Source organism: Hahella sp. CR1 (genome assembly GCF_029813005.1).
Classification (GTDB): Bacteria; Pseudomonadota; Gammaproteobacteria; order Pseudomonadales; family Oleiphilaceae; genus Hahella.
The window spans coordinates 1-20026 of the sequence record NZ_JAPELK010000010.1; the positions used below are offsets into that span (position 1 = coordinate 1).

General features: G+C 52.2%; 22 protein-coding genes. 16 read left to right on the forward strand and 6 right to left on the reverse strand.

What is annotated here, in order from left to right; genetic code table 11:
- The 12 genes from ONV78_RS21865 to ONV78_RS21920 all read left to right on the forward strand — a co-directional run.
- Positions 1-1650, forward strand: a 1650-nt coding sequence (locus tag ONV78_RS21865) for an RHS repeat-associated core domain-containing protein (RefSeq protein WP_279506375.1), incomplete at its 5' end; no start/stop codon positions are given.
- On the forward strand, positions 1650-2120 hold the full coding sequence (locus ONV78_RS21870; RefSeq protein ID WP_279506376.1) for a hypothetical protein: 471 nt from the start codon (positions 1650-1652) through the stop codon (positions 2118-2120). The genes ONV78_RS21865 and ONV78_RS21870, both read left to right, overlap by 1 nt.
- Positions 2121-2200: 80 nt before the next feature.
- A complete protein-coding gene (locus ONV78_RS21875) occupies positions 2201-2623 on the forward strand; it encodes a hypothetical protein (RefSeq protein ID WP_279506378.1) in 423 nt (140 codons plus the stop codon).
- Positions 2624-2730: 107 nt separating this feature from the next.
- The gene (locus tag ONV78_RS21880; protein ID WP_279506380.1) at positions 2731-3000 is read left to right on the forward strand and encodes an immunity protein Tsi6 family protein; all 270 of its coding nucleotides are present in this window, start codon (positions 2731-2733) and stop codon (positions 2998-3000) included.
- 379 nt (positions 3001-3379) lie between these two features.
- The gene (locus ONV78_RS21885) at positions 3380-3892 is read left to right on the forward strand and encodes a hypothetical protein (RefSeq protein WP_279506382.1); all 513 of its coding nucleotides are present in this window, start codon (positions 3380-3382) and stop codon (positions 3890-3892) included.
- Positions 3893-3956: 64 nt separating this feature from the next.
- Positions 3957-4670 carry an SMI1/KNR4 family protein gene (locus ONV78_RS21890; protein WP_279506383.1) on the forward strand — a complete coding sequence of 238 codons (714 nt, stop codon included), beginning with the start codon at positions 3957-3959 and terminating at the stop codon, positions 4668-4670.
- A gap of 550 nt (positions 4671-5220) precedes the next feature.
- Positions 5221-6069 (forward strand): hypothetical protein, encoded by an 849-nt coding sequence (locus ONV78_RS21895; protein ID WP_279506385.1) that lies wholly within the window; start codon positions 5221-5223, stop codon positions 6067-6069.
- Positions 6070-6134: 65 nt separating this feature from the next.
- Positions 6135-6479, forward strand: a complete 345-nt coding sequence (locus ONV78_RS21900) for a hypothetical protein (RefSeq protein ID WP_279506386.1) — start codon at positions 6135-6137, stop codon at positions 6477-6479.
- Positions 6480-6482: 3 nt separating this feature from the next.
- Positions 6483-6968 (forward strand): hypothetical protein, encoded by a 486-nt coding sequence (locus tag ONV78_RS21905; protein ID WP_279506388.1) that lies wholly within the window; start codon positions 6483-6485, stop codon positions 6966-6968.
- The gene (locus ONV78_RS21910; protein WP_279506389.1) at positions 6962-7219 is read left to right on the forward strand and encodes a hypothetical protein; all 258 of its coding nucleotides are present in this window, start codon (positions 6962-6964) and stop codon (positions 7217-7219) included. The genes ONV78_RS21905 and ONV78_RS21910 overlap by 7 nt, the downstream gene beginning before the upstream one ends.
- A 245-nt stretch (positions 7220-7464) precedes the next feature.
- A complete protein-coding gene (locus ONV78_RS21915; protein ID WP_279506391.1) occupies positions 7465-7950 on the forward strand; it encodes a hypothetical protein in 486 nt (161 codons plus the stop codon).
- Between the two features lie 88 nt (positions 7951-8038).
- Positions 8039-8302 carry a hypothetical protein gene (locus ONV78_RS21920; protein WP_279506392.1) on the forward strand — a complete coding sequence of 88 codons (264 nt, stop codon included), beginning with the start codon at positions 8039-8041 and terminating at the stop codon, positions 8300-8302.
- 68 nt (positions 8303-8370) lie between these two features.
- Here ONV78_RS21920 and ONV78_RS21925 read toward each other — a convergent pair whose 3' ends face one another.
- Together ONV78_RS21925 and ONV78_RS21930 are read right to left on the reverse strand one after the other, a co-directional pair.
- Positions 8371-11499 carry an efflux RND transporter permease subunit gene (locus ONV78_RS21925; RefSeq protein ID WP_279506394.1) on the reverse strand — a complete coding sequence of 1043 codons (3129 nt, stop codon included), beginning with the start codon at positions 11497-11499 and terminating at the stop codon, positions 8371-8373.
- Positions 11496-12590, reverse strand: coding sequence for an efflux RND transporter periplasmic adaptor subunit (locus ONV78_RS21930; protein ID WP_279506396.1), 1095 nt, complete (start codon positions 12588-12590; stop codon positions 11496-11498). The genes ONV78_RS21925 and ONV78_RS21930 overlap by 4 nt, the downstream gene beginning before the upstream one ends.
- Before the next feature lie 311 nt (positions 12591-12901).
- On the opposite strand from ONV78_RS21930, the gene ONV78_RS21935 reads away from it, so the two are divergent.
- Both ONV78_RS21935 and ONV78_RS21940 read left to right on the forward strand, forming a co-directional pair.
- Positions 12902-13945: an amidoligase family protein gene (locus ONV78_RS21935; protein ID WP_279506398.1), complete on the forward strand. Its 1044-nt coding sequence runs from the start codon at positions 12902-12904 to the stop codon at positions 13943-13945.
- Positions 13918-14619 carry a gamma-glutamyl-gamma-aminobutyrate hydrolase family protein gene (locus ONV78_RS21940; RefSeq protein ID WP_279506400.1) on the forward strand — a complete coding sequence of 234 codons (702 nt, stop codon included), beginning with the start codon at positions 13918-13920 and terminating at the stop codon, positions 14617-14619. The genes ONV78_RS21935 and ONV78_RS21940 overlap by 28 nt, the downstream gene beginning before the upstream one ends.
- Here the strand turns inward: ONV78_RS21940 and tcyN are convergent.
- Genes tcyN through tcyJ form a run of 3 tightly spaced genes read right to left on the reverse strand, consistent with a single transcriptional unit; the run spans position 14595 to position 16842 of the window.
- Positions 14595-15371, reverse strand: a complete 777-nt coding sequence (gene tcyN, locus ONV78_RS21945; RefSeq protein ID WP_279506401.1) for an L-cystine ABC transporter ATP-binding protein TcyN — start codon at positions 15369-15371, stop codon at positions 14595-14597. The genes ONV78_RS21940 and tcyN overlap by 25 nt on opposite strands.
- Positions 15372-15376: 5 nt before the next feature.
- Positions 15377-16045 carry a cystine ABC transporter permease gene (gene tcyL, locus ONV78_RS21950; protein WP_216740278.1) on the reverse strand — a complete coding sequence of 223 codons (669 nt, stop codon included), beginning with the start codon at positions 16043-16045 and terminating at the stop codon, positions 15377-15379.
- The gene (gene tcyJ, locus ONV78_RS21955; RefSeq protein WP_216740277.1) at positions 16042-16842 is read right to left on the reverse strand and encodes a cystine ABC transporter substrate-binding protein; all 801 of its coding nucleotides are present in this window, start codon (positions 16840-16842) and stop codon (positions 16042-16044) included. The genes tcyL and tcyJ overlap by 4 nt, the downstream gene beginning before the upstream one ends.
- 297 nt (positions 16843-17139) lie before the next feature.
- Here tcyJ and ONV78_RS21960 point away from each other — a divergent pair, with 297 nt between their 5' ends.
- The gene (locus tag ONV78_RS21960; RefSeq protein ID WP_279506404.1) at positions 17140-18078 is read left to right on the forward strand and encodes a hypothetical protein; all 939 of its coding nucleotides are present in this window, start codon (positions 17140-17142) and stop codon (positions 18076-18078) included.
- A 135-nt stretch (positions 18079-18213) separates the two neighbouring features.
- Positions 18214-18720, forward strand: a complete 507-nt coding sequence (locus tag ONV78_RS21965; protein ID WP_279506405.1) for a hypothetical protein — start codon at positions 18214-18216, stop codon at positions 18718-18720.
- A 51-nt stretch (positions 18721-18771) separates the two neighbouring features.
- On the opposite strand, the gene ONV78_RS21970 is transcribed toward ONV78_RS21965, so the two are convergent.
- Positions 18772-19944, reverse strand: a complete 1173-nt coding sequence (locus ONV78_RS21970; protein WP_279506408.1) for a low temperature requirement protein A — start codon at positions 19942-19944, stop codon at positions 18772-18774.
- Positions 19945-20026 lie beyond the last annotated feature (82 nt).

Genomic DNA, 20026 nt, shown 5'->3' on the forward strand with positions numbered 1-20026 from the left:
AAGTCACTATTGCCTGACGGCGGCGTCCTCAGCTTCGGCTATGACCGCCATGGTCTGTTCACCCAGGTCAGCCACAACGGCGACGTATTGGCCAGCATCGAACGGGACCAGGACGGGCGCGAATTACGTCGCCGCCAGGGCGCGGCGGAATCCCGCTACGACTACGACGTCATGGGACGCCTGATTCGTCATCGGGTCAGCCATCGTCAGAGCAAAGCGCGCATCATCGAGCGCAGCTACGGCTATGACGCCAGCGGCAATCTGGCGCTCATCGACGACCTGAAAAAAGGAACCACTCATTACCGTTACGACGCCCTCGATCGCCTGAAAACGGTCGAAGGCTATTGCAACGAAGAATTCGCCTTCGACCCGGCGGGCAATATTCTCGACGGCCAGAATCAGGCCAAGGGCAACCGCCTGAACTTCCATGGCGACCGCCACTTCGAATACGACGCCGCCGGCAACCTGATACTCGAAAAACGCGGCAAAGGCGGCAAGCTGGAGACCCGTTACCAGTACAACAAGCAGAATCAGCTGATCGCCATCGAAAAAGACGGGCAAAAGACCGAATACCAATACGACGCCCTGGGGCGCCGCATCGCCAAACAGGACGCCTTCGGTAAGACCGAGTTCCTCTGGAACGGCGACGTGCTGCTCTCGGAACAGCGCAACCACCTCAACAAAGTCTACGTCTACGAACCCAACAGCTTCCGTCCGCTGGCGTTCATCCAGGACAAACAGGTCTACCACTACCACCTGGACCACCTGGGCACACCGCAGGAAATGACCAATGCGGAAGGCGAAGTCGTCTGGTCCGCCCGCTACAAAGCCTACGGAAACCTGGCGCTGCAAGACATCGAAGAAGTACAGAACCCACTGCGCTTCCAGGGCCAATACTACGACGAAGAAACCGGCCTGCATTACAACCGGCACCGTTATTACGACCCCAGCGCCGCACGGTTTATCAACCAGGACCCCGTTGGACTATTGGGGGGAGGCAACAACTATCAATATGCGCCGAACCCCACAGGATGGGTGGATCCGTTTGGGTTAACTTGTAAGGAAAACAGCTGGAATCAGTTCCAGAAAGACACTAAAGGGCACTTTGCGAACAGTACTGAGGCGGCAAAAAGCTATCAGAAGATGAAGGAAGTCGAGGCTATGTCAAAGCCTAATAGACCGGCTCCTTCTACGTATTTGCCTCAATCATACATTGATGCGCATATAGCGAAGTTTAAACAGGAAGGCTCTGCATTTATTGCTGTGGAAGGATGGATAAGAAGCCCATTGTACCAAAACTTACCGCCACGGAAGTTTGTGGGTCTACGATCAGAAATGGATCAAATCATAGAGAAGTACGAGGCTTCAGGAAAAGATTGGAGAATCCTGCGGGATGATCTTGCCCTAGGTGATGTGGACTTAAGTGGTGAAAAGATTTTATATGTAACAGTATCGCCAGATGACCCCAGGTTTTCCTACGATATACCAGATGGTAATGAAGCCGGCGCTTACCCTAATGAATGGGTTCCTGGCGGGAAAACCAAAGGTGGTGCAACTGAAGCTGCTCTGGTTGGGTCAGAAAATATTTCCCATAAAAATAGTGTTGATGAACTGTCCAAGAGCTTCAAGAACGCTAAAAGGCTGCAATAATGTCAGAAAACTTATTTCAAAAGTCAGTTAACAATAGTGAGACTAATAGCTTCTTCAAGGGTGAAGGGATGTATTACTCACACAATCCTATGGATGGACAGCATTGTTATGGAGTGCGTCTCTCTGGAGATGTCAATAAATTTATTGACTCTGGGTCAGGGAAAGCGGATGAATTTAGCTATTACTTTAAGAAGTTTGTAGACTCACTAAGCCCTGCTTATGAAGATCTTGGGCATCTATTGGCGAACCTAGCGGAGGTGACTAGGTTGAGGCGTCAAGGCTTATTGAGTGGGGTGGAGTTTGATGAGCATGCTGAGTCTGATATCGCAGTTTCAATAAAAAAATACTTCCAGAAGTTAAAGCACCAAGATGATAGTGACCATCTTATTAAGCTATACCTGGGGCTAATCGAAAGAGATAACTCCATTGCTGTAGAGAGTATTCTCAAAGACTACCTCTCGGGAGTCTGATTGATGCTGTAGGAGCGTGTGGATTAATCCTCATATTCCTACATCGCCCAGGAACGAGGGCTGCTGCATTTGGATGAATTGTGAACTCTATCCATGCCACTAGTGGGAAGAATAAGTTGCTCAAAATGAATGTTAGTTCACTTCGCAAGCTTACAGAAGAGGAAGTTGATTTTGGCTTCTGTGAATGCTGCAGAAGCCAAAATCTAAAGTCTTGGGAAAATATTACTCCAGACATTAGTGAAAGTATTAGGGCCGTGGCAGAGTTTGAAGGCGCAGAAGAGTCAATAAAAATGAATGGCTATAGCGAATATCATGTAGATGGTACTAATTATTGGAGCAAGGATGCTCCAGTAGCCATTCACTTTTATCCTTACCATGAGTCATATATAAATGTTTGCATGATTTGTAAGGCGGTATTTTTAACCTATACCGAATATGCAGGCCATGGGCCGCAGAACAGGATCAGATATGTAGATAAAAGGCTTGTGACAGATAATTACTGAATTGGCAGTGATTAGACCATTATGCAGTATGCGCTGAGCCCTGGCAGTAGGCGAACAAAGCCAATCTCCGCTAGGGCTAATAAAGGGAGCTATAAAGCGGTGGTTGGATGAATAAAAAAGAAACACTATGCAAAGCTATAGCAATAAATGAAGAAAGGCTTAAGCAAATACCAGATTTTGAAATTTATCATAGTATAGCTAGGCAGCTTAATTATTTGCTTACGATAATTGATGGAATGGAAAAAGACAAAAGCAAACTAGATAAAATAATTCTTGGGCACTTCGCTGTTAGAGAATTTGAAGAGTCAGACCCAGAATTGTCGCACTTCTTGAAGAAGTGTCAAAATGTTGCATTTGATTTGGAGCTAGAAAGTTAGATATAGGCGTAGCTGATCTGTCTGGAAAAGGTGTTAAGGAGTTTAAGGGAGTGAAACGCATAATTTACTAACCCGTAAATAAGTATCCGATCACTAAGCCATAATATATTTAAGTTCTGGATGCCTAAATAAACTTTGAATCAATGATGGCGTTCTTTTCATGCTCCGAAGGATTTTTAAAGCCATCTTTCTTAATTGGTCTGGACCTGCAATCTTCTGATCTTACCCACCAATGATAGACACCCTGTTAGAAGCTGGTCATCGATAGGCCGAGTTGTGCTTCTTGCTCCTTAATGATTAAAAAGTTCGCTGAAGAAAGACCTGGTATAAATATAAATGTTGTCACGGGTCCCTCAAGAGACTAATTAGGAAATATGGCATGAAAGACTTAACGGATATTTTTCAAAATTACTTGAGTGAATTGGAGAAAGAAGGAGTCGTATTAAAATCTCGGATAAAAGGGTGGTCACAAGAGCAAGTCGAAGAAATTGAAAAGCTTTTTGGTGTGAATATTCCACTGTTTTACAAATTGTTTGTTGGCGCGTTAGGTGAAAAATCTGACTTGCTTATTGATGGCAATGAGTATGAATATAATTCGAATTCCGTAAAGGAAATGAATTTCTATATAAAGGAATATTTTGATGAGATAAGAGAGGAAGGTGGAACTATAGATGAAGATCTATTTCCTGGTAAGCCTTTTTTCATTTTGGGTCGCTATGCGACAGTGTTCTATTTCATTGTGTGCGAAGATGAGATTGATTCAAAAGTTTATCAGTTCGACTCTGAAATATTTCTGGTGAATGAAGCGTGTGGATCACTGATGGAATTTTACGAGTGGCTTGAGGAGCAGGCGATAAATGGAATAAAAAGTGGAGTCAGACGTAGATATTAGAAAGTGAAAAAGTCCCATTAATGATTTTTAGGCTTGTATAAAATATTGTGAATGGTGATTTGGAATGGAGTATGATTGGATTGATCGCCTTGTTTCTCTTTATTCTGGGGTTGCTCCTATATTAACCGAAGGAGCTTCGAAGGAGGACATAGAGAAGCTTGAGGCCATTGTCTCATACCCGCTTCCTTTAGAATACATACAGTACTTGTTAAAGTGCGGCCGCTGGAATGGTGGCATATTGGAATATATTCCTTTTTTAACAGACATTACGAATATCCTCCTTACGTATGAGGAATTTGAAGAATTTCCAGAGGACTTTCCTGAAGGTGGTTGGGTGATAGTCGGTGCAGGACATGCAGGAATCGATCTTGCACTGAACGTATCTAATGGTCTTGTTCATTATAGTAGTTGTGGTGATATTGGTCAGTTCTATGCTGATAGCTTCAAAAAGCTAGTGTGTCAGAAAGCCTATGTAAAATATGAGATATTAAGTTGTGCGGAAAGTGTGCGCATATCATCCTCGGTTAAATCTGTTGAGGAGTGTCTGAAGTGTTACAATAAAAATGAAACGTATAAAGAAATAAGCAGAATGCTGAGGGAGTTTGGCCCTCCAATAGATGAATTGTGTGATCAGATTAGGATTGTTGGAGAAGGTGAGAATATAAAATATTTCGCAGAGATTACTGAGCAAGGAGGACTAATGCTGTATTTTGGTGGTTATGGAGCTGATAAGGCGGGACAGAAATATGCGAAGATTATTGGGGCAAATATAAATTGAGATAACGCTGCTTCTGAATAGCTGAAGGCGCAGTCCTCAGTAACTTAGAGATTAATGATTTTTTAGCCATACTCCTACGAATGCTTGCTGGCTTCATGACCTGTATATAAGGTGTTTATGAATTCCTGCTTTAGCTGTATTGAGTTTTGACAGACTTTTCCTGAAAAATCAGAGACCTGAATTTTTGTTACCGTAGTACTAAGTGGAAGTGTTATTTTAGGTTTTTACAGCGGTTTAAGTTGATAGTTGTATTGTATCTTTCTGTCTCTAGGTTATTAGGCTAGGATGAAGGAGTGCAGAGCTTTAAGATGTGTGGCGAAATCAGTCGTTGAATGGGAGTGGTTTTTTAATTTTTACGTGATGCTCGGCGCTAATCAGTAAGGTAAGTATCTAAAGTAGTCCATAAATCCTGCAATAATTTTACTCTTTTCTGATCAGAATTTGGTGAGCAGTTAAAAGCTGTACATCCTTGTACGGTTGAGCTGAAATAAGGCAGATTTAGTAATTGATTTTTTGAAGCGGCATCCTGATTAAATTACTGGAAACATATATGAAAATGCCTGAATTTATAGGGACTGGCTGGCTCACTTTAGAGCAAGGGACTACTTATCAATATCCGATACCTGAAGCCACTAAAATGGCGCTTAGCGAAGTGAACTGTGACCCCTGGCTTCGGCTTATTTTTGTATTTGAAGAAGCTAAAGAGGGACGTTTTAAGCACGTCGATTTGGTTTTGGATATCTTGAAAACGCCTGATTTGTTTGATCTTCACGAATATGCGATTAGGTTGCTCGGTTTTTGTGCACCTATAAGCGCATTAAGAGAGCTGTCTAAGATGGTGATTGAGCTAAACTATGATTTAAGAGTTGAGGCATATGATGCGTTGAGAAACTCCGGAGGGCTTGAATTTATTGAGGACTATTTGGAATTCAAACGTAAGGCGTCCGGTGATGAGCTCCAGATTATTAAGGATAGAATTTCAGATATATTAGAGAATAATGAATGCATTTTCTCTGATGACTACAACGATATAACTGCGCCCAGCTATGAAAAGATGGCCAGGGATAAAGTGTCCGAACTTAAAAAATTATACGGAGAAGACTCATTTGTGCTCCAAGGGCAGGAAGTGAATGTGGAGTTTATATCGAAGCAGTTAGAGGCTGAGATCGACTTTGTTCCCAATGAGGATGATGGCGCTTTCTTTTGTAATGGCTTGTTTATAACTTATGTAGAGCTTTTCGAAGCTATGATAGGTGTCTCTAGTTCTAATATGATTAATGACGAGTTAATGCCAAACAAGGTTGCTATTATGTCTATACTGAAAGAGTTTGAGAATAATTTTGACATCAATAAGTTTTCACGTCGTGGAAGAATATTTTTTGGACATAAAATAGACTGATCAGCTTGCTCATAATCAGAAAAAGAATTTGGCCACTACTCTATCTTTTAAAGGGGGTAAGCGATATGGAACAACTGAATGTATTTCAGGAGCATGGCGGAGTTCTCTACACTAAGATAGGGCGCGCGACTATTACTTTTTTTGGATATCAAATGGCTGTGCAAGAAGGTCGTTTAACTCTACGTCCTACAAGCGTAGAAGTTGATATAGCTGAAGAAGAGGAAAGAGTATTACAGAGCTATATGCAGCCTCTTGAGGCAAAACACCTATACTCTAAAGCCAGATCTGCGATTAAAGAAATGGTTTTGTTGGAAACCGATAAAACAGAAAAGACACTCTTTTTGAAAAAATTAAAAAAGGAGGTTAGTGCGCTCATAAATGAAACTGAGTGTAGAAGCCATGAGAGATAAATCTTGACCAGCAACCCCAACACGTTTGAGTACGCCCTCAATCGCAATGAAATAGATGACTTTTTCCGTGGTAAAGGTCGGTATTTCGTGCGTAGTCCGGATTATTTTGGACATGTGCATGGGGCTAATATCAGTGGTCAAGTCTGTCGTTTTGTGGGTGAGTCCGAAGAGAATGGTGAGATATTCGAACAGGCGTTTTTGGCCTATATGACTGGGCTTGACGTGACGGGTGAGGAGCTTTCTCATCTACTGGCGAATCTGTCTTCTTATTCTGCGGAAAAGAACCGGGGACGGATGGCGGAGGTTAACCTCTTTTCGAGTCATGGCAGCCCGGCGGCGCAACTTTTACGGCGTTATTTGGCTTTACTGCATCACGCTGGCCTATATGACGCAGTGAAGCCAGACCTGGAGATTCATGCGAGCTATATCGAAAAGCTTGGAAGCGATGTGGTCTTTGCCTGTATGAGGGAGGTTAACGAGGGATGTTGAAACTTATTTTCCAAGAAGCATATTTTTATATGCTGATGCAAGACGAAGAAAATTGGTATCTGACTTTTCTTTCAGGAGGAGTCGGGATATATGATACCAGCGTGAAGCTAAATGAGCAGGAAATAGCGAGGGTAAGAGATAATCAAGTCGCAGCAGGGCAACTAGCAAGGGAGTTTTTGCAGGATAGCACCTTGTATCAAGGGCGAAGAATTATGCCGTCCATCTATCCAAAACAAACTCCAAAGAACTAAATCGGTTCTACCATCGATAGGTAGGATAAGATAATCGCAAAATGGCCTGTACTGCTGTTTCGACCAAAGACCAAATTGGCTCGTCTTATGCGTCAGGTTTTATATTGAGAGTGAAAATAGGTGCTGTTTTAAGTTTGATGCTTTTTAAGTATGCTCTTTTATCTGTGATTTTTTCATGGGTTGTCAGACTGATTTTTCCCAAACTGAAATTGGCGTAATTTCAAATAAAAGCATAAGGCATGACTATGAGAAAAGGCAGTGGAAAGCAAGTTCTTAATTGCATTATTAAGGAGCTGTCGACTAGGTTGACGCCTAATGAGGAACTGCCTAGGGCCACTGATCGTATAAGGGCGGGGATGCTTCTTCATGGTTCTACCTCTGATGAATCACTTAATCTTGTGAGTAAGCTGCATTGGGCAAGCACAGAGAAAGAGGGAGAGGTTATACGTCAAGGCATAGCTACGATAAATGGAAATGTCTTTGTTGCTGATTTATTAGACAGTATCTGGGCTAACGAAAATATTAGAGGGATGATACTGTCTGAATTTCCACATTTAACACAAGACGATTATGAGGCCTGTCTTTTTTCTATCTGGGCAATAGTAACTTCAACTCAGATGTTTACTCAGCTTCTTTCTGTTGAAACCGATGATCAAATAGACGTTGATGACTGGGTGCGTGTCGTCAGCAGGAAGCTTTCTTATTATGATGACGAAAGTAGTAATAGATAGATTTTTTTAATTACGGTAATAATCAATTATCAAAAATCAAGGCGTCGGGCAATTGCCAGAGACTTACTTTTTCTTTTGAGGTGGCTTGTTGAAGGTTATTTTCAGAGAGGCGTATTCCTATTTGCTGATGCAAGAAGGTGAGGTTTGGTATCTGACTTTTCTGACTGGCGGGCCTTTTGTTCAGGATATCAGCGTTAGATTGAATGAGCAGGAAATCGCCAGGGTGAGGGATAACCAAGTCGCAGCGGCGCAGTTAGCCAGGGAGTTTTTGCGGGATAGCGCGTTGTATGAGGGGCGAAGAATTACTCCAGCTGTCCACCCAAAGCAAACTCCAAATGCGCCGTCTCATTGATGATAAGAGTGCGCTAGGGATGTAACCCACCGGCAGGCTTCCCTCCCGACGGGTTGATAGGAGTGAATCTAATCCGCCAGATGCTCTATGGCGTGGTCTTCATGCAGTTTGAGTTCTTCTTCTAACTGTTTTTCCACGGCTTTGGGCGAGCGGGTTTTGCGGGCCAGCAGGCTGTACGCTACGGGCACGATGAATACCGTAAACAGGGTGGCGGCGGAGACGCCCCAGAGGATGACGATGCCGATGACTGAGCGGGTTTCTGAGCCGGGGCCGTCGGACAACATCAAGGGGACTGCGCCGGCGATGGTGGTGACCGCGGTCATCAGAATTGGTCTGAGACGGGCCATGGATGCTTCCACCAGGGCATTGTCGAAGGTGAGCCCCTGATCCCGCAATTGGTTGGTGAACTCAACAATCAGTATGCCGTTTTTCGCCGCGAGTCCTACCAGCATGATCAACCCAATTTGCGTGTACAGGTTAAGCGAATTGCCGGTGACATAGAGGCCCAGCATGCCGCCGGCCACCGCTAATGGCACTGTCAGCATGATCACGAACGGGTGCACGTAGCTTTCGAATTGCGCGGCCAACACCAGAAACACAATCAGAATGCCCAATACCAAGGTGGTCGCCAGCGCGGTTCCAGCCTCCCGGAAATCGGCGGACTGGCCTTTGTAATCGATCTGGGCGTGAGCGGGAAGATGGGTTTCCACCAGATTTTCCAGATAGCTCAGCGCTTTTCCCAGGGTGAGGGAATCCTCCAGGTTGGCTTCCAGAGTGATCGCACGCAGGCGATTGAAACGATTGAGATTGCTGGAGTCGGCGAATTCGCGCAGGGTCACCACGCTGGAAAGAGGGATCAGCTCGCCGCTGCGCTGCGACCGCACGTAGATGTTCTGGATGCTGGCGGGGGTGCGTTGCGCGTCGCGTTCGCCTTCGACGATCACATCGTATTCCTGGCCGTTGTCCAGATAGGTGGTGACCGTGCGTCCACCCAGGATCGATTCCAGCGTGCGCCCGATATCCTGTACTTTTACTCCCAGGTCGGCGGCGCGATCATAGTTGATCTGCACGGACAGGTAAGGGCGGGTTTCCTTGTAATCGAAGTCCACGCCGGCGAGGCCAGGATTGGACGCATCGATTTCCTTGGACAGAATGTCGCGCCATTCCGCCAGCTCCTCATAAGTGCCGCCGCCGATGACAAATTGCACCGGCTTGGAGATGCCGCCGCCAAATCCCTGTCGCATGACCGGGAAGGCGCGCACGCCCGGCAGGTCCGCTAAGGATTTACGTACGTCATCCATGATGTTCCAGGCGGAGCGGCGCTCTCCCCAGGGGCTCAACGCCACCAGGGCGAAACCGGAGTTAAAGTTTTCGATATTGCCGAACCCACGCGGGGCGCGCACCAGCACCCGTTGCGCCTCGCCCGAGTCCACAAACTTCATCAAACGCCGTTCGATCTCATTCATGTAGTCGAGCATGTAGTCGTAAGTGGCGCCTTCAGGGCCGTTCACCAGAATAAAGAACGCCCCGCGATCTTCTTTGGGCGCATACTCTTCCGGCAAATCCTTGTAGAGCCAGACGGAGCCCGCGCAAATCGCCAGCATCAGCACTACAAACAGCCAGCGCACCTTGAGACAGGCCGCCAGCATGGCGCCATAGACACGCTGCACGCCATGGAAGAAATGGCCGCCTTCGCTCAGGTCCTGGGCTTTGTCGTCATTGGGCAAAATCTTTGACGCCAGGGCGGGGGACAGAGTGAGGGCGATGACGCTGGAAAACGCCACCGCGGCGGCCAGTGTGAGGGCGAACTCGGAGAACAGACGGCCGATGTCGCCCTGCAGAAAGGCGATCGGCACGAACACGGCGATCAACACCAGGGTGGTGGCGATAACGGCGAAGCCGATCTGACGACTGCCGCGAAAGGACGCCACCAGTCGCGTCTCGTTGTGTTCATGCATGCGACGGTAAATGTTCTCCAGCACGACAATGGCGTCGTCCACCACCATTCCAATGGCCAGCACCAGCGCCAACAGGGTGAACATGTTGATGGTGAAGTCGAAGGCGTACAGGGCGCAGAAGGTGGCGATCAGGGAGATCGGAACGGTTACGGCCGGCACCAGGGTGGCGCGTAAATCCCGCAGGAAAGCCCATATCACCAGAATAACCAGCCCGATGGCGATAAACAGGGTTTTCACCACTTCGTTGATGGCCCCCTCCACAAAAACGGAGGAGTCGTAGCTGGCTTGCAGGGTCATGCCTTCCGGCAAGGTGGGATTGATGCGCTTGGCCTGGGCCTGCACCGCGCGGGCTACGTCCAGCACGTTGGCGGTGGACTGTTTGGTGACCCCCACGCCGACCATGGTTTCGCCATTGCCGCGAAATATTCCCCGTTCCTCCACAGAGCCCAGCTCCACTTTGGCGACATCGCCAAGGCGGATGAGATAGCCGTCCTGTCCCGCGCCGATCACCAGCTTGCGAAAGTCTTCCGGGGTATGAAAGTTGCGCTCGGTGCGCACGGTGAACTGGGTGTCCCTGGATTCGATGCTTCCCGCCGGCAACTCCACGTTTTCCGCCCGCAGTGCGCCTTCGATATCCGTCACCGTAATGCGCCGCGCCGCCATGGCGCTGCGATCCAGCCAGATGCGCATGGCGTAAACCTTGCCGCCGCCTACCCGTACGCGGGCGACGCCGTCCAGCACCGACAGGCGATCCACCAAATAGCGATTGGCGTAGTCGGTCAGCTCCGGCACGGTCATGTTGGATGCGGACAGGTTCAGCCACAGGATGACGTCGTCGCTGCTGTCCTCTTTGGCGATATCCGGCGGCTCCGCTTCCGCCGGCAGGTTGTCGGCGATGCGGGATACGCGGTCGCGAACGTCGTTGGTGGCGGCGTCGATATCGCGGCCGATGTCGAACTCAATGGTAATGCGGGAGCGACCATTACTGGACTGAGAGGAGATTGACACGATGCCTTGCACCCCGGAAATGCGCTCCTCGATCACCTCGGTGATGCGGGTTTCCACCACATTGGCGGCAGCGCCGGGATAGTCCGTGGTGACGCTGACCACGGGCGGATCAATGGCGGGATATTCCCTTAACGGCAACCGTTCAAAGCAGAGATAGCCGAAAGCGATCAGCAGCAAACCGATGACGGAGGCGAACACCGGTCGTTTGACGGAGAGGTCTGAGAGCATCATTCCGTTTGTTCCGCCTGCTGCTCGCCTTGCAACAGCTTGGCGACATTGAGGGCGCCGTCATCCACGGCGATGACTTTTACTGCGGAGCCATCGGAGATTTTCACCAGACCATGACTGATAACCAAGTCGCCTTCCTCTAATCCTTTCAGAATCTCCACTTTGCCGGCTTTGCGGGAGCCGATCTCCACCTGTCTGCGCTGTGCTTTCGCCGGTTCTCCTTCGACAACGACGAAGACGTAATGGGCGGTTCCCACGGTGGCGATGGCGCTTTCCGGAATCACCAAAGTGGTGCGCGGACGGGATTGCAGATCCAGTTGCAGCAGCATGCCGGGCAATAGCATACGGCCAGGGTTGTCGAACAGCGCGCGCGCCTGCACGGTGCGGGTCACGGGGTCGACCCGGGGGGAAATACTCTTGAGTTCGCCACTGAAAATCTGTTTGGGATAGGCGCTGGTTTCCGCTTCCACTTTCAGGCCGGGTTTCAGGTTGGCGAGGAAAACGGACGGAATGGCGAAGTCCACTTTGACGACGCTGAGGTCATCCAGGGTGGTCAAAACGTCACTGGGCTCCACCAGGGCGCCGACGCTGATATTGCGCAGCCCCAGCACGCCATTAAAAGGCGCGGTGATCTGATGGGCGGAAATGCGGGTGCGAATGGCTTCAATTTCCGCCTTGCTCTGATCCACCCGCGCCCGGGCGGCGTCCAGATCCGCCTCGCTGCCGACGCGTCGGTTATACAGTTCCTGGGCGCGACGATAAGCGCTTTCACGCTCCGCCTGCACCGCCAGGGTCGAACGCAGATTAGCCTGTTCTTCCTCGTCATCCAGTTTGATCAGTACATCGCCGCGCTTCACGCTGACGCCATCGTCGAAATGGACGCTGATGACTTTTTCGGTGATTTTGGGGGTGATGTTCACTGACTCGTTGGCGCTGATGGTGCCAAGGGCTTCGATTTTGTCGTAGTAGGGGGCGGATTGCGTGGACGCGGCGACCACAGAGGTGGGCGGCCTGCCGGCGGCGAGCGTCGTTCCTGCGATGCAAATACTAATCAGGGTCGCTGTCAGCGCCCCGTTCAGCGTTCGTGAAGACATGTCCTGAGTCCTTAGCCTGAAACGTTAATACAAGCGCATCGTGCGCGCCGGCGGAATCGGGGCGGCCTGGCGTTGTGCTCGCTTCGGACGCTGACGGCGCCGCCAACGTGGGCGTCATTGTTATACGAGAAAGATTATCACTTTGATCTGGGCGCTTCAGCAGAATTATGCGCGCCTGAATTCTTCGTAATCTTTCACCCGAGACAGCGCGTTTTCTGGCCTTTGGAGACATCGGACGCCGCCTTGCGTATGTATCAAACCAATCAATGAAGGCGCGTGAGGCGGATGCCGCAGCCAGCGGACGGCGTCGGATGCTACAATCCAATCATGAATCCGCAGCGCCAGGGCGCAATATCGGAGGTCACTGCATGAATGCCGGCGATAACAGCTTCAAAACCCCATCCATCGTCCGCCGGGGCGACGGTGAGGTGCGGCTGGTCGGGTTTGAGCTGGAGTTCACCGGACTGACCCTGGATCAGACCGTGGCGGCGCTGCAGAGCGCTTTGGGCGCGCAGGTGATCTCCGGTTCGGCGGCGGAGAAAAAGCTGCATGTGGAGTCGTTGGGCCGTTTCAGCGTGGAGGTGGATTGGGACTACTTCAAACGCCAGGCCGCCCGCCAGCAGGGAGAAGAGGAAGACGAGTGGGTGCAGTTGCTGGGGCAGGCGGCGAAGCTGCTGGTTCCGATGGAAGTCGTGTGCCCGCCGTTGCCGATCACCAGCCTCACTGCGCTGGATCCTATGGTCGTCGCCCTGAGGGACGCCGGCGCCCAGGGCACGGAAGATTCTCCCATCGCCGCCTATGGCGTGCACATCAACCCGGAAATTCCCTCTCTGGATTCCGCCGCCATCGCCGCCTATCTGAAAGCGTTCAGTCTGTTGCAGTGGTGGCTGGTGGAGCGTCTGCAAGTGGACGTGACCCGGCGCATCAGCCCTTACATCGATCTTTACCCCGAATCCTATGTGCGACAACTCTTGTCGGACCCGGCGCCGAACCTGGATCGGCTGTTTATTGACTATCTCGCCTATAATCCTACCCGTAACCGCGCGTTGGATATGCTGCCCCTACTGACGGAAATCGACGGCGAGCGGGTGCGGCGCGCCGTGGACGACGGGCGCATTCAGGCGCGTCCGACCTTTCACTATCGCCTGCCGAACTCACTGATCGACCGTCCTGACTGGAGCCTGGCGGTTCCCTGGAACAGTTGGTGGGTAGTAGAGGAGCTGGCGTGTCGTCCTGATGATATTGAGCGACTTAGCGCTGCTTATCTGGATGCGTGGCGTCCGCTGTTGGGCGTTAGTCGCCATGACTGGATAGAGACCATGGAACAATGGATACAAGACTCCGGGTTGGCGTAACCGGCAGCGGCCGCAAGTGGTCGCCGTCGTGGTGGTGCGCGCAGTTGGCGCTGCGCATGGCGGGGGCGCATCCGGAGCGCATCAGCGTGCGCCATGCGCCCAGCGGCATTCCCCTGGACGCCCTGATTATTGGCGGCGGCGACGATATCAGCCCGGAACACTACAACGGCGATATCAATGAGAAGGTCAAAATAGATCCAGACCGGGACGCTCTGGAAATCGCCTGGATTCACAAAGCCCTGGAGCACAACATTCCCCTATTAGGCATTTGTCGCGGAGCGCAATTGATCAACTGCGTGCTGGGCGGGGCGCTGCATCAGGACATTCGTCATATGCGCAAGCTCACCTACAACCGGCCAGGACTGTTGCCCACCAAACAGGTGCAGCTGGAAAAGGACTCACGGGTATCCGCCATCTGCGGCGCCAGAAAACTGCGGGTCAACAGTTTGCATCATCAGGCGATCAAAGTGCCCGGTGCGGGCCTGAAAGTGGTGGGGCGCGATCTGGACTTTATCGTGCAGGCGGTGGAATGCATCAGCGGACGCAAGATTATCGGCGTGCAGTGGCACCCGGAGTATCTGTTTTACCTGCCGTCGCAGTTCGCGTTATTTCGCTGGCTATTGCAGGAGCAACCGCACCGGAAGCACGCTCACGCGTCTTCCGGCAGGGGCTGAGCGGCGTTGTCGCCGAGGAATTTGTTCAGGAACTGGCGGGTGCGCGGTTCCTTGGGATTGCTGAACAGGGACTTGGCGTCGCCTTGCTCAACGATCACGCCGCCGTCAATGAATATGGCGCGATTGGCCACATCCCGGGCGAAACTCATCTCGTGAGTGACGATCACCATGGTGCGCTTTTCTTCCGCGAGACTGCGAATCGTCGCCAACACTTCGCCCACCAGTTCGGGATCGAGGGCCGAAGTGGGCTCGTCGAACAGAATCACATCCGGCTCCATGGCCAGTGCGCGGGCGATGGCGACTCGTTGCTGCTGTCCGCCGGAAAGGCGTTTAGGATAGGAATCCTCTTTCCCGGTCAGACCGACGCGGGCCAACAGACTGCGGCCTTTGGCGTCGGCCTGCTCGCGGGGTTCCTTCTTCACCACCACCGGGCCTTCCATCACGTTCTCCAGCGCCGTGCGATGAGGGAACAGATTGAAGTTCTGGAAGACGAAGCCGACATGCTGCCGCAGCTTACGGATCAGGCCTTGCTGCGGTCCCAGAGGACGGTCGGCGTCAATGTCGAAATCCCCGACGCGGATATGGCCGCCACTGGGCTCCTCCAGCAGGTTCATACAGCGCAGCAGCGTGGTTTTACCTGAGCCGCTGGGACCGATGATAGCGACCACTTCACCGGGCTGAATCTCCAGGTCAATGCCTTTCAGTACGGCTTGTCCTTTGAATTGCTTGGTCAGATTGCGCAGGGTGATCATATCAATCAGGCGTCCTTTTCATGCAGGTTGACCCGGGCTTCCAGGCGATTCTGTAAATGCGCGAGAAGGCTGGCGAGCACCCAGTAAATCAGCGCCGCGGCCAAATACATGGTGAAAATTTCGAAGGTGCGGGCGGTGATCAATTGCGCCTGACGGAACAGCTCTGGCACCTGAATGGTCGCCGCCAGGGCGGTGTCTTTCACCAGCGAGATGAAGCTGTTGCCCAGCGGGGGCAGGGCGGTGCGCGCGGCTTGCGGCAAAATGGTGCGGTACAGCGTTTGCGTGCGGGTCATGCCAATACTGGCGGCGGCTTCCCATTGTCCCCGGTCGATGGAGGCGATGGCGGCGCGCAGGATTTCCGCGGCATAGGCGGCCATATTGAGAGAGAAACCGATCAGCGCGGCGGTTAACGGCTCCAGACGGACGCCCAACTGCGGCAGCCCGTAGTAAATCATGAACAGTTGCACCAGCAACGGCGTGCCGCGAAAGAAGGAGATATAGACCCGGGCGGTCCAGTCCAGGGCGCGGAAACTGGACAGCCGCATCATCGCCAGCGTGAAGCCCAGTATCAGGCCGAAAAACATACCGCCGAGACTGAGCCCGACGGTGTATCCGGCGCCTTTCAGCAGGAATGGGGCGGAGTCCGCAATCAGCTTGAGGCTGCTTTCGATCATTGCGTTACGTCAGCCTTGAACCATTTCTCCGACAGTTTTTGCAGCGTGCCGTCTTCGCGCATTTTGGCGATGGCCTTATCAATAGCCGCCAGCAGTTCCGGGTTGCCTTTACGCAGGGTGACGCCAGCTTCCTGACGGGAGAAAGGCGAGCCAGCCAGGGTGAGCGCGTCGCCGGTTTTATTCAGCAGTTCGAACGCGGCGAAGCGGTCGATCAGAATGGCGTCGATGCGGCCGAAACGCAGATCCTGGTATTTGGTGGGATCGTCGTCGTAGGTTTTCACTTCCGCTTGCGGCGCGTTTTCACGCAACCAGGTTTCATAGTTGGTGCCCAGACCCACGCCCACTTTCATGCCCGCCAGATCGGAAGGGCCGTTAATTTCGCTTTCCAGATCCTTGCGGGTCAGCGCCTGAATGCCGGACACCGTGTAAGGCGCGGAGAAGTCATATTTCTGTTTGCGCGCATCGGAAATGGTCACCTGATTGATCACCACGTCCAGACGCTCGGATTCCAGCGCCGCGAGCAGGCCGTCCCACTTGGTGGTCTGATACTCCGCCTTCACGCCCAGCTGATCCGCCAGCGCTTTGGCGAACTCCACTTCGAAGCCGGTGAGCTGGCCATTTTCATCCTGATAGTTAAACGGAGGGTAAGTGCCTTCCAGGCCAACCTGGATGGAGCCCCGTTTTTGGATGCTTTGCAGCAGGTCTTCTGCGGCGAAGCTAGGGGTGACTAACGCGGAGGCAAGGGCCAGACCCAAGCCGCCAAGTACAAGAGTGCGACGTAAGCGATTGAATTTCATAAAAGCCTCCCATGGCCCGTGATAAAGATCGGACAATTCTAGGTGTCTTCTTATATGCAATAAAATAATTAAAAATTATGTGCTAATTCGTTTTATGAATATTGTTTCTGCGCTTTCGTGACAATGTCACATTTTTGCGTCCAAAAAGTTAACTGCCCCCTGATCCACCCCTTCGTAAACTGAACCCATCCTGATGACAGGCAACGACTCAAATCAGCGTCGTTGCAGCAAGGTTTCCAGCAGGCTGCGCCGTCAGTTCATCGCGGAGCCCATGGATCATAAATGCAGGAGGCAGCTATGAAAACCATTCATTTTTCTATCGCCATCGTTTTAGGCGCGGCGATCAGCGTCGCCGCCATTAATTTATTGGGGGGGCGCGCGGAGCCTGTTAAACGGGGCGTTGAAGTCGCCTCCGTGGCGTCTGTCAAAGCGACTGCTTCTGAGCGCGACACGCCCGTCTATGTCCCGGAAGAGATCCCGACGCAAGAGAGCGCAACCACGCCTGCGGATGGGACTATCGACGTCGCCGCCAACGGATTGGTGTCAGTCAATGTGAACGCTTATCCCTTGTCGTTACTGACTAACAAGTTGGAGGCGCTGACCGGGGTGCGTTTTTATCTGGATGACCGTCTGCGGGATAGCAAGCTGTCCTTGTTGGTGGTCAACGCCTCCATTCCCGACGCCATGAAGCGCCTCTCCCAGACCTATAACCATGCGGATCTTTACCACGGTGAGTCTTTGGCGGCGATCAGTCTGTATCCGAAAGAGCAGATTGAGCTGACGGAGTCTCTTTTGTTCCTCAACGCCAGTCTTTATGCGTCCGCGCCAACAGAGGCAGTGGATGACAATCCGGTGACTCAGTATCGGACCAGCCTGTTGAGCGCAACGTCTGAACAGGTGAGTGAGCTATTTGATCAGGGCCTGCAATCCAGCGATGCGGATACCCGCGCGATGGCGCTGAGCGCCTATGCGGAGCGGGGCGAAGCGGCGCCGTTTGAGCAACTGAGCCGGCTGGCGCGGCAGGACCCATCGCCACTGGTGCGCGCCATCGCCTTCAACCAGCTGATGGTGCAGGAAGAGATTGACGTCTCCCTCAGGCGGGATCTGGCCCTGGCGATGCAAAGCGACAGCGATCCTTTCGTCAAAGAGCAGGCGACAGCCATCCTCGCCTCCCTTAATTCAACCCGCAGCGTGGCGGCTTTGACCGACAACGAGCAACAGGCGCAGACGCCTTAACCGTTAACTGACCTCAAATTTCCAGCGCATTTATCCGGAATTCACAGAGCACACATTCCCTCGTCGTCGCAGTCGCGGTTTAGACGACGAGCGGGCGGTGCGCGCCTCAATACGAGCAAACAAGAGGGCATTACTATGAAAACCAAACAAAGACTCATCTCCTTGACCGCTGGCGCGCTGCTAGGCGCAGCCTCCGCTTTCAGCTTCGCGGATGTGGAATCCAGCGTTTATTACCTCAATCCGGTAATCTATTCAGACGGCGCGGCGCACGCGCTGCCGATCACGTCCAGCGGCGGCACTATCGCCTATGTCTACGCCAGCAACGTGGATACCCGGGCGGTGTTCTTCAACGCGGAATGCGCCGTGCAGTCTGCTGACAATTTCACCTGGTTCGATATCAATCTGGAGGTGACTTATCCCAACGGAACCGTCTCCATCATTGCGCCATCCAACAGCGACAATGCATTCTGCACAGGCCACGGTAATAACATTCTGGGCACCTGGAGCAGCAACGAAACCCATGGAACCTTCTACGCCTCGCAAACCGGCTGGTATCGCATTCGCGTGATCGGCCAGTTGATGGGCTACACCAGTGGCGAACGGGTGCGCATGGATGACATGTCCCTGATCGTGATGGATTAAAGGTGGATTAAGAGAGCGCCAACGCGTATCTCAATCATGTGGGGGCCGGCGTCAGTCGGCCTCTTTTTGTTGTGTTTGCAGCTGGCGCGCATTGAGACGGCTGCAAATGACGCCTTCGAAGACCACCAGCGCCATCAGTCCCAGGGCGGTGGACAACGCCGCCAACTCCCGGCTTGGGTGCAGTAACGGCAGCGACACCAAGGCGACGGCGAGCAGACTGCGGGCGACGCGCACCGGACGATTGGCTGCGCCTTGTAATTGCGCTTGCGCAATGGAGATCGCGGCGAGAAATACCGCGAGGCCGCCGCAATACGCCCACAGACCGCCTGTGACGCCATGCTCTCCCTGTTCTCCCACCATGACTCCCACGCCGGCGGCGACAAAAGTCAGTGCTCCTAGAATGGGCAGGTGGGCGTAGGCATAGGCGACGATAGGCAGGGCTTTGCGCGGCAGATGTTTCCCGTCGATTTGTTCGAAATAGAGCCACCATAATGACACGGCGGCGATGAAGCAGCACACCAGGGTCATCACCAGTGAGCCGCTCCACTCGACTTCCAACGCTCCCAATGTCACAGAGACGATAAGCTCGCCCAGCACAATAATGGTGAACAGCCCTAGACGCTCCGGCACATGCTCCGGGTCGGTGGGAATATGTTCGTGTAAATGCGTGGTGAGCCAGGGCTGGGCGAGGTCGAGCAGCACGGCCGCCGCCCAGAGCCCCAGAGCGACGGGCAGGGGAACGAAGGCGGAAATGATCCAGAGACACACGCTGAACGCGTATACGCCGCCATAGCGGGCCGCGAGGGGTTTGGCGACGGGGACGAAACGCCACACCAACGCATACAGCATCACCAGAATGCTCCTGAGCGCAGCGAACGCCAGGGCGAAAAGGCTGTGGTGACCTTCCGCCACATGAGGCGCCTGCGCCGCCAGCACCAGCATCGCCAGCATTTGCCCGAAGGCGGCGATGCGAAAGGCGGGGTCGTTGTTGTCGAAGCGGTCCGCGTAAAAGCTGAAGCCCTGCCAGCCCAGGAAGATCACGCAGAACAATCCGGCGGCGGCCAGCGCGGCGGCGATGGAAGGGTGATGAATATATACATGGGCGATCTGGGCGATGGACACCACGATCACCAAATCGTAAAACAGCTCCAGCCATGAGGCGTGGCGGCCGCCATCCGGGGTTTCCAGAGTGCGTAAACTGGGACGACCAATGGGTTTGCTCACAATGACCCCTCTCAAAAAATCGTGACGGAATGATAGAAATACATGACGGCTTGATAAAACTGCATGCTGGCTTGATAAAACT